This is a genomic window from Streptomyces sp. NPDC020996, assembly GCF_040641355.1.
In the GTDB taxonomy this organism is placed as follows: domain Bacteria; phylum Actinomycetota; class Actinomycetes; order Streptomycetales; family Streptomycetaceae; genus Streptomyces.
The window spans coordinates 21,235-30,634 of record NZ_JBFADM010000083.1; the positions used below are offsets into that span (position 1 = coordinate 21,235).

Sequence of the window (9,400 nt, forward strand, 5' to 3'; positions counted from 1 at the left end):
CGGGACTCGGACCGTTGTAGGGCCACGCAGCCCCCTCCTTCAAGGAGTTTCATGCCTTCGCCAACCAGATGCCCAGCAGCCCGGCATTTTCCCTTCACTCCCGTCAACGGGCTGGAAATCGAGCCGATTCTGGCTGATCTTCGCAGGGAGGAACCGGTCAGCCGGGTGACGCTGCCGTACGGCGGGGACGCCTGGCTCGTCACCCGGTACAGCGATGTCAGAGCGGCCCTGGCCGACCCCCGGCTGAGCCGGGCCGCCGTGGTCAACGCCGATGTGCCGCGCCGTCAGGAGATGCGCGTCGGCCCCGAAGGCATCATGTACATGGACCCTCCGGACCATTCCCGACTGCGACGTCTGCTGACGAGGGCGTTCACCAAACGCCGGGTGGAGGAGCTGCGTCCCAAGGTGGAGTCGATCGCCGCCGAACTGGCCGAGAACCTGGCCCACAAGGGGTCGCCCGCCGACTTCGTGGAGCACTTCTCCTGGCCGCTGCCGACGCGGGTGATCTGCGAGCTGCTCGGTGTGCCGTACTCGGACCGCGGGGTGTTCCGGCGGGGCGCCGACGCGCTGATGCAGGGCGACACGCTGCCGCACCACGAGTTCACCGGGCGCATCAACGAGCTCGTCGGCTACATCTCGCGGCTGATCGCCGACCGCCGGCAGCGGCCCGGCGGCGACCTGCTGTCGGCGCTCATCCAGGCGCGGGACGACGGCGACCGGCTGACCGAGCAGGAGTTGGTCTCGCTGACGGTCGTCCTGCTCGCCGGCGGCCACGAGACCACCGCGAACCAGATCACCAACTTCGTCTACACGCTGCTGCGTCACCCCGGGCAGCTGGCGCTGCTGCGGCGGCGGCCGGAGCTGCTGCCGCTCGCCGTGGACGAGTTGATGCGGTACATCCCGCTGGGCACCGGCCACCACGCGGCGATGATCGCCACCGAGGACCTGGTGATCGGCGGGGTGCCGATCTCGCGAGGTGACGCCGTGTACGTGCACATCCATTCGGCCAACCGGGACGACGCGGTGTTCGCGGATCCGGACGCCCTGGATCTGACGCGCGAGGACAACCACCACATGGGGTTCGGCCACGGGGTGCACTTCTGTGCCGGCGCCCAGCTGGCCCACATGGAGCTGGGAGTCGCCCTGCGGGTGGTCCTGGACCGGTTCCCCGACCTGCGGCTCGCGGTCGCCGACGACGCCATCCGGTGGCGGTCCAGTCTGCTCGTGCGGGGCCCGCTGTCCCTGCCGGTGCAGTGGTGAGCGACGGGGAGGCGGCCGTCACGGCCGGCACGCGGTGGGCGGTGAGCGTCGACCGGACGGCGTGCGCGGGCACGGGCATGTGCGTGCACTCGGCGCCGGAGCACTTCGCCCTCGTCAAGGGCCGCTCGCAGGCGGTCCGGGAGTCGGTGGAGCCGGACACGGCGGTCCTGGACGCCGCGGAGAACTGCCCGCTGGAAGCGATCCGGGTGACGGAGACGGGCACGGGGGTGGTGCTGGCGCCGGAGTTGTGACGCCGGGGACCACGACAGCGGCGCGGGCCGGACACATCACGTGTCCGGCCCGCACGCTTCTGGTCCCGCGTGTTCCCGGTTCCGGGTGCTCCTGGTCACGCGCGCTTCCGGTCCCGGGGGTTCCTGATCACGCGCGCTTCCGGTCCCGGGGGTTCCTGGCCACGCGCGCTTCCGGTCCCGGGGGTTCCTGGCCACGCGCGCCTCAGGTCCCGCGTGTTCCAGGTCCGCGGGTTCGGTCAGGGGCGCGGCGTCACACGTGGTGTCGGACCAGGCGCCGTTGCAGGGCCACCAGGGTTCGCGGGGTCAGACCCAGGCCGTCGGTGAGGTAGCCGTGCAGGCCGCCGTAGTCGCGCTCCACCCGCTCCACGGCGGCCCGCAGGTAGGCCTCGCGGACCTCCTGGAGGGGGATCAGCAGATCGGGATTCTCCATGTAGCCGGCCGACTTGAGGTAGTCGCGGGCCTGCCGGTCGGCGTCCGCCCGGTAGGCGTTGGACAGCAGGTAGTCCCGCTCGGCCTCCGCGGCGGGCACGCCGAGGGTGCGCAGGAGGACGTAGGCGAGCCAGCCGGTGCGGTCCTTGCCCGAGGAGCAGTGCACCAGCACCGAGCCCTGGGCGCCCGCGATGTCGCGCAGGGCGGCGGCGAACGCGGCCCGGTTGGCGGGGTCGGTGACGAAGCCCTCGTACGCGGCCGTCATCAGCTGCCCGGCCTTGCCGTCGCCGAGCATCTGCTGCTGCAGGACGGGGTCCTTGGAGGCGATGGCGGTGGCGATGGTCCGGTACAGGCTGTGGTCGTCGACCGGGCGGGACAGCGCCGTGGCGCCGGGCGGGAGGCGGTCGGGGCCCTGAGCGGCCTCCTGCGGCGTCCGCAGGTCCACGACGGTCGTCACACCCAGCGCGGCCAGGGTGTCCAGGTCGGCGTCGGTGAGCCGGTTCAGGGCGTCGGACCGCAGGACGCGGCCGTAGGCGACCTGGGCGCCCGTCCAGGTGCGGTGCCCGCCCAGGTCGCGGGCGTTGACGGCGCCCTGGAGCGGGACGCGGACCGTGCTGTCGGCCGGCTCGGTGGTGCGGGTGGCCGCCACCGGGCCGGTGCGGTGGGCGGGCGCGGTGTGGGCGGGTGGGGCCGCCAGCAGCAGGGCGAGCGCGACGGTGCCGGACAAGGGAAGCAGAGCAGATCTCACGGGGCCCCCTGGGTGATCGGATGCGGGTGTCTTCGGCGGCCGGAGCGGACGGTGGGGCACGGTGAGGGGTGCTCACCGCCGGCCGTCAGCGGCTCGCCGTCCACCACGCCCCCTATCGGCAGCCGACTGATGATGATCCGTCAGAAGCTGTACCGCATAACGCGGTTGTACTTCCGCAGGACCGGTATCGCGTTCATGATCCTGCACATGATCCGGGACGTCCACGGCATATGTGCGACGTACGGGGAGTCCGTGAAGGTCCACTCGAGCAGGTGTTTGACGCCGGGCGCCCACTCCTCCAGGGACTTGGGGTCCTGGAGGCCCCAGACGAAGTACTTGCCGGTCGCCTTGACCGTCCAGTGCTTGTTCATCGCCTTCACCGAGAACGGGGTGTAGGCGTCGAACAGCAGCTCGCCGGAGGGGAAGCGGTTGACCAGGCGGGTGACGAGGTCGCGCACCTCGTCCTCGGTGAAGTACACGAGCAGGCCCTCGGCCACGACCAGGACGGGACGGTCGGCGGGGATGTCCGCCAGCCACGCCGGGTCCAGGGCGGAGGCGCCGATGACATGGTGGTGGCGGTCGCGCCGCGGGAACAGGTCGCGGTACAGCTGCGCGATCTCCGGCAGGTCGAGGTCGTACCACTCGACTTCGTCGGACGGGTCGATGCGGAAGACGCGGCCGTCCAGGCCCGCCCCGAGGTGCAGTACGACGGAGCGCGGGTTGCGCGTGAGGAAGTCACGGACCCAGCGGTCGAACTCCAGCCCGCGGATGGCGAGGGCGATGGCGTCGTCGTCGCGCATCTTCAGCTGGGTCTTCAGCCGGTCGTAGTCCTCGATGGACTCCACGGCCCGCGCGGCGAGCCGGTCGCCGAGGATCGGGCGGTCCGACTTGGCGTCATGGGCCCGCGAGTACAGGGCCACCAGGAGGTTGCGGGTCTCGGCGCTGAACTGCACCTGTTTGGTCTCCATGAAAAACCCATCTCGGATCGTCGGTCGGTGTGAGGGCCGGACGGTCAGCTGACCGGGAGCCGGAAGAACGTCGTGAGGTCCTCGACGACCGCCCGGACCACGGCGTCCCGCTGCGAGGTGAGGTAGAAGTGCCCTCCGGGGAAGCTGCGGAAGGCGAATCCCCCGCGCGTCAGGTCCTTCCAGGCCCCGGCCTCCTCAAGGCTGACCCGGGGGTCGGACTCCCCGGTCAGGACGCTGACGGGGCAGCCGAGCGCGGGCCCGGGCCCCTCGGGCCGGTAACGGTAGGTCTCGATCGCCTTGTAGTCGCTGCGGATCGCGGGCAGCACCATGCGCAGCAGTTCGTCGTCGGCGAGGACGCCGGCGTCGGTGCCGCTCAGGGCGCGGATCTCGGCGATGAGCGCCTCGTCGCCGCGGGTGTGCACGTTCTCCTCGCGGTGGACGAGGGGGGAGCGTCGGCCGGAGGCGATCAGTCCGAGGAAGGGGATCCGCCCCTCCGCCTCGATCCTGCGGGCGAGTTCGAAGGACAGCACGGCGCCCATGCTGTGGCCGAACAGGACGAGCGGCTTGTCCGCGAGGGGCAGGAGTGCGCGGTGGATCTGGTCGACGAGGGCGTCGACGCTGTCCAGCAGCGGTTCGGCCCGCCGCTCCTGGCGGCCGGGGTACTGCACGGCCGACACGTCGGTGTGCGCGGACAGTTCGCGTGAGAAGGGGAAGAAGAAGGAGGCGGATCCTCCGGCGTGCGGCAGCAGCACCAGGCGGTGCGGGTGCCGCGGCGCGGGGTGGAAGTTGCGTATCCACAGCTCGCTGTGCTCGTCGGTGGTGCTCATGGGCGTACCGTCTCCTTCTCTTCCTGCGCTGCTGCGCTGGTGCCGGGGGCCGCTCGGGCGCCGGTGCGCGGTGCGGGACCGCTCAGACGCCGATGTCGCTCATGCCCCAGAAGACTCGCATGTCCTCGATGAGGCCGTCGGCGTTGATGGTGAAGATGTCGACGGCGTTGATGTTGGTGCGCGCGCGGTTGGGGTCGAGGATGTTCGTCATGGTCGCGGCGACCGGCACGGCGACCTGCTTGCCGTCCTGGCCGGCGGACGCGTGGCCCGGCTCGACGGTGACCTCGGCGGCGATGTTGCTCATGAAGTACTCGCGCTGTGCGGCGCGGCCGACGCGCGGCTCCCGGCCGACGGGGTCCTCGATGCGGGCGTCCTCGGTGAAGTGGGTGAGGATGGCGTCCACGTCGCCCTCGTTCACCTTGCGGAAGTACTCCGCGATGATCTCCTTGCGCTTCTGCTCGTCCAGCATGGTTTTCTCCTCCGGTGGTGGTTGGTTCGGCGCCCGGTCGGGACCGATGACGTGCCGTTCGTGGGGCCGCTTCAGCCGAACAGCCAGTAGCGGCGCCGTTGGAAGGGGTAGGTGGGCAGGTCGGTGAGGCGGGCTCCGGTCGGCGCGAACACCGCCGCCCAGTCGACGGGCCGGCCCGCGACGTGGAAGCGGGCGGCCGTGCGCAGGGCCTCGGTGACTCCGTCGGTGTCCGCCGTGCCGCCCGTGCCGGGGGCAGGGGTCCAGGTGTCCGGGTCGGTGAGGCCGGCGGCGTCGAGCCGCTCCCCCGTGACCGCGTCGACGACCGGCACGCGCGGCTCGCTCACCTCGACGGCCGGTCCGGCGGCGCCTTCGGCGTGGGCGGCGAGCAGGCCGACGGCGTCCTCCAGGCCGAGGACGCCCGCGGCGTGGGCGGCGGCGAGCCGTCCGGGACCGTGGACGGTGAGCGCCTGCGGCAGCAGGCCCCAGTCCTCGTGGAGTCTGTGCAGGGCCGTCTCGTGCGCGAACGCCTCGGCGAGCGGCGGCAGCGGGGCGGCTATCCGGACGTCCAGGTGGGCGCGTACGTGGTCCAGGGCCTCGGCGTAGACGGGGTACGCGGCGTACAGCGCCTCCGCGGCGGCCGGGGTGCCGTGGAAGGTGAGGGACGGGTCCGCTGCGGTGGTGACGTGCGGGTGGTCCGCGCCGTCCTCCACGGCCCGCAGGGCTTCCAGGAGTCCGGCCCGGTCCGGGGCCAGGACGACGGCGCGGTGCTCGAAGGCCGCGCGGCCGACGGCCAGGGTGTAGCCGGCGTCGGCGGGGCCGGGTGCGCCGGCGCCGTCCAGGGCGGCGCGCAGACGGGCGGCCTGGGCGCGCAGGGCGTCGGGGGTGCGGGCGGAGAGGGGCACGGGCAGGACGGGCAGGACGGCGCTGTCGTGCGCACGGCCGGCCGCGGTCCGCCCGGCGCCGCTCCGGGGGCCCGGGGTGTCCGCCGCGGCGGGCTTCTCCTCGCTCCCGGACGGCGCCTCCTCCAGGATGAAGTGGGCCTGTGTGCCGCTCGCCCCCAGGGAGGTGACCCCCGCCCGGCGCGGGCGGCCGGTGTCGGGCCACGGGGTGGCCTCGGTGACGAGACGAACGGCGCCCGACGACCAGTCGACGCGGCTGGTGGGTTCCTTCACGTTGAGGGTCTGCGGGAGCAGCCCGTGACGCAGGGACAGGACCGTCTTGATGATGCCGACGACGCCGGAGGCGGACTGCGGGTGGCCGATGTTGGACTTCACCGTGGACAGCAGCAGCGGGCGGCCGGCGGGGCGGCCGCGGCCGTAGGCGGCGAGGAGCGCCTCGGCCTCGACGGCGTCGCCGAGCGGGGTGCCGGTGCCGTGTCCCTCGACGGCGTCGATCTGCTCGGCGGTCAGGCCGGCGTCGGCGAGGGCCTGGTGGATGAGCTGCCGCTGGGAGCTGCTGCTCGGGGCGGTGAGTCCGTTGGTGGCGCCGTGGTGGTTGACGGCGCTGCCGCGTACGACCGCGAGGACGCGGTGGCCGAGGCGGCGGGCGCGGGAGAGCCGCTCGACGACGACCATGCCGACGCCCTCGCCCCAGCCGGTGCCGTCGGCGTCCTCGGAGAACGGCTTGCAGCGTCCGTCGGCGGCGGCGCCGCCCATGTGGTGCCAGGCGACCGGCTGGGACAGCACGGTGGCGCCGCCCGCGAGGGCCATGCCGCACTCGCCGCGGCGTACCGACTGCACGGCCAGGTGCAGGGCGACGGCGGAGGAGGAGCAGCCGGTGTCCACCGTGAGGGTGGGGCCGTGCAGGTCGAGGGCGTAGGCGAGGCGGCCGGAGGCGATGGCGGGCGCGATGCCGCCGCCGAGGTGGGCCTCGCTCTCCTCGGGGATGCGCCCGCGCGGGACGAAGCCCTGGTAGCCGACGCCGACGTACAGGCCGATCTGCTCGTCGGCGCGGCCGCGCGGGTCGACGCCGGCGTGTTCGAACGCCTCCCAGGCGGTCTCCAGCAGGAGCCGCTGCTGCGGGTCCATGACGAGCGCCTCCTGCTCGGAGATGCCGAAGAAGGCCGCGTCGAACCCGCCGACGCCGCTGAGCAGTCCGGCCTGGCTGAGCGTTCGCACGGCCTGCAGGTCGCCGTCGTCGGTGGAGATCCAGCCGCGGTCGCGGGGCAGGTCGCCGACGAGGTCCTCGCCGGCGGCGACGGCCCGCCACAACTGGTCGGGGCTCTCTATGCCGCCGGGCAGTCGGCAGCTCATGCCGACCACGACGACCGGGTCGTCGTCCTGCGCCGCGGCGGGCGCCGCGGGCGCGGCGGGCGCGGCGGGCGCGGCGGGCGCCGACTCGTCGGGTTCGCCGCGGAGTTCGGCTTCGAGGAAGCGGGCGAGGGCCTGCGGGGTGGGGTGGTCGTAGACGAGGGTGGCGGGCAGTTTCAGGCCGGTGACGGTGGTGACGCGGTTGCGCAGTTCCACGACGGTCAGCGAGTCGAAGCCGAGGTCCTTGAAGGGCCGCCCGGGTTCGACGGCGTCCGCGGAGGGGTGCCCGAGGACGCCGGCGGCCTCGGTACGCACCAGGTCGGCGAGCAGGCCGCCGCGCTCGGCGGGCGGCGCGGCCCGCAGCCTGCGCACCAGTGCGGAGGCGGACTCCTCGGCGGGCGGGGCCTGTTCGGGTGCGACCCGGGTGGCGCGGACGTCGGGCAGGTCGGCGATGAGCGGGCTGGGCCGCTCGGAGGTGAAGCCGGGGGCGAACCGGGTCCAGTCCACGTCGGCGACGGCGACGAACGTGTCGTCGTGCTCGACGGCCCGGACCATGGCGTCCAGGGCGAGTTCGGGGTCCATCTCCAGCACGCCGCGGCGGCGCATGTAGGCGCCGGCACCGTCGAGTTCCATCATCCCGCCGCCGCCCCAGGCGCCCCAGGCGAGCGAGGTGGCGGTGAGGCCGCGGGCGCGGCGCCGGGCGGCGAGCGCGTCGAGGAACGCATTGGCGGCGGCGTACGCGGAGTGCCGGGCGGCGCCCCACACGCCGGAGTTGGAGGAGAACAGCACGAACGCGTCGAGTTCGGTGTCGCCGAGGAGTTCGTCGAGGTGCCGGGCGCCGTCGGCCTTGCCCGCGGCGAGCTGCCGGAACTCCTCGGCGGTGGTGTCGGCGGCGAGCGTGTACTGCGGTACGCCGACGGCGTGCACGACGGCGGTCAGAGGGGCCTCGGCCGGGATCGCGTCGAGGACGGCCCGTACCTGCTCACGGTCGGCCATGTCGCAGGCGGCGAGGGTGACTTCGGCGCCCAGCGCGCGGATCTCGTCGGCGAGCCCGGCCGCTCCGGGCGCTTCCGGGCCGCGGCGGCTGGTGAGAATCAGGTGCTGGGCGCCGTCGGCCGCGAGACGCCGGGCGACCCGGGCGCCGACGCCGCCGGTGCCGCCGGTGACCAGGACGGTGCCGCGCGGCTGCCAGCGCCGCACCGGCTCGCCGTCCCCGAGCGGGGCACGGGTCAGCCGCCGGGCGAGCACTCCGCTGGTGCGCAGGGCGAGTTGGTCCTCGTCGCCGAGGTCGCCGGCGAGTACGTGGGTGAGCCGGGCCGTGGCCCGCTCGTCGAGATGGTCGGGCAGGTCGACGAGACCGCCCCATGTGGCTGGGTGTTCGAGGGCCAGGACCCGGCCGAGCCCCCACACCGCGGCCTGCGCGGGCACGGGCGCCCGGTCGGCCCGGCCGGCGGCGACCGCGCCCCGGGTGGCGCACCACAGGGGCGCGGTGACCTGGGCGTCGGCGAGTGCCTGGGCGAGGACGAGGGCGGTGGCGGCTGCCCCGCCCTGCTCCCCGCCCTGCTCCTCGTCCGGTCCGAGCAGTGCCAGCACGCCGTCCAGGCGCGGCAGCGCGGTGACCGTGTCCGCGAGCCGCGTGGCAAGGGCTTCGCGCGTCCCCGCGGCCGCGGCCCGCGCGGGGTCGAGCTCCAGGGTGACGGTCTCGGCGTGGGCGGCGAGCGCCGCGGCGACAGACCCGCCGGTCTGCTCGGCGGTGACGATCAGCCAGGTGCCGAGGCGCGTCGGGGTGGCCGGTACGGGCACCGGGGTCCAGGTGACCTTGTAGCGCCAGGAGTCGAGGGTGGCGCGCTCCCGGCTGCGGCGGCGCCAGGCGGCCAGTTCGGGCAGCAGTTCACCGAGCGCCCGCTGCTCGGCGAGGTCGAGCGTGCCCGCGAGCGCCTCCAGGTCCTCGGCCTCGACGGCCTGCCAGAACCGCGCCTCGGTCTCGTCGGCGGCGGTTGCGGGGGCCGGGTCGGGCTGGGCGGGGGCGGCGGAGAGCCAGTAACTGCCGCGCTGGAAGGCGTACGTCGGGAGGTCGGCGCGGCGGGCGCCGCGTCCGGTGTACAGGGTGGTCCAGTCGACGGGGACGCCGCGGCTCCAGGCAGTGCCGAGCGAGGCGTACAAACGCGCCAGACCGCCCTCACCACGACGCAGGGTGCC

At 74.1% G+C, this 9,400-nt stretch carries 7 protein-coding genes; 2 read left to right on the forward strand and 5 right to left on the reverse strand.

The genetic code is table 11. The annotated features are described in order from the left end of the window. Nucleotides 1-165 precede the first annotated feature (165 nt). Both AB0G63_RS35430 and AB0G63_RS35435 read left to right on the forward strand, forming a co-directional pair. Complete coding sequence (locus tag AB0G63_RS35430) at nt 166-1,260, forward strand: cytochrome P450 (RefSeq protein ID WP_360758915.1); 1,095 nt, start codon at nt 166-168, stop codon at nt 1,258-1,260. Beyond that, complete coding sequence (locus AB0G63_RS35435) at nt 1,257-1,511, forward strand: ferredoxin (protein WP_360758917.1); 255 nt, start codon at nt 1,257-1,259, stop codon at nt 1,509-1,511. The genes AB0G63_RS35430 and AB0G63_RS35435 overlap by 4 nt, the downstream gene beginning before the upstream one ends. Nucleotides 1,512-1,761: 250 nt before the next feature. On the opposite strand, the gene AB0G63_RS35440 is transcribed toward AB0G63_RS35435, so the two are convergent. From AB0G63_RS35440 to AB0G63_RS35460, 5 genes are all read right to left on the reverse strand, one after another. Then, nucleotides 1,762-2,688, reverse strand: coding sequence for a tyrosine-protein phosphatase (locus tag AB0G63_RS35440; RefSeq protein WP_360758919.1), 927 nt, complete (start codon nt 2,686-2,688; stop codon nt 1,762-1,764). A gap of 140 nt (nt 2,689-2,828) precedes the next feature. Beyond that, nucleotides 2,829-3,656 carry a class I SAM-dependent methyltransferase gene (locus AB0G63_RS35445; RefSeq protein WP_360758921.1) on the reverse strand — a complete coding sequence of 276 codons (828 nt, stop codon included), beginning with the start codon at nt 3,654-3,656 and terminating at the stop codon, nt 2,829-2,831. Between the two features lie 44 nt (nt 3,657-3,700). Then, on the reverse strand, nt 3,701-4,483 hold the full coding sequence (locus AB0G63_RS35450) for an alpha/beta fold hydrolase (protein ID WP_360758923.1): 783 nt from the start codon (nt 4,481-4,483) through the stop codon (nt 3,701-3,703). An 82-nt stretch (nt 4,484-4,565) separates the two neighbouring features. Beyond that, on the reverse strand, nt 4,566-4,952 hold the full coding sequence (locus AB0G63_RS35455; RefSeq protein ID WP_360758925.1) for a nuclear transport factor 2 family protein: 387 nt from the start codon (nt 4,950-4,952) through the stop codon (nt 4,566-4,568). A 71-nt stretch (nt 4,953-5,023) separates the two neighbouring features. Beyond that, nucleotides 5,024-9,400: SDR family NAD(P)-dependent oxidoreductase (locus AB0G63_RS35460; RefSeq protein WP_360758927.1), on the reverse strand; the 4,377-nt coding region annotated here is incomplete at its 5' end.

Coding starts and splice junctions, on each gene's coding strand:
- AB0G63_RS35445 (WP_360758921.1), bottom strand. CDS start 3,656: ATGGAGACCAAACAGGTGCAGTTCAGCGCCGAGACCCGCAACCTCCTG.
- AB0G63_RS35450 (WP_360758923.1), bottom strand. CDS start 4,483: ATGAGCACCACCGACGAGCACAGCGAGCTGTGGATACGCAACTTCCAC.
- AB0G63_RS35455 (WP_360758925.1), bottom strand. CDS start 4,952: ATGCTGGACGAGCAGAAGCGCAAGGAGATCATCGCGGAGTACTTCCGC.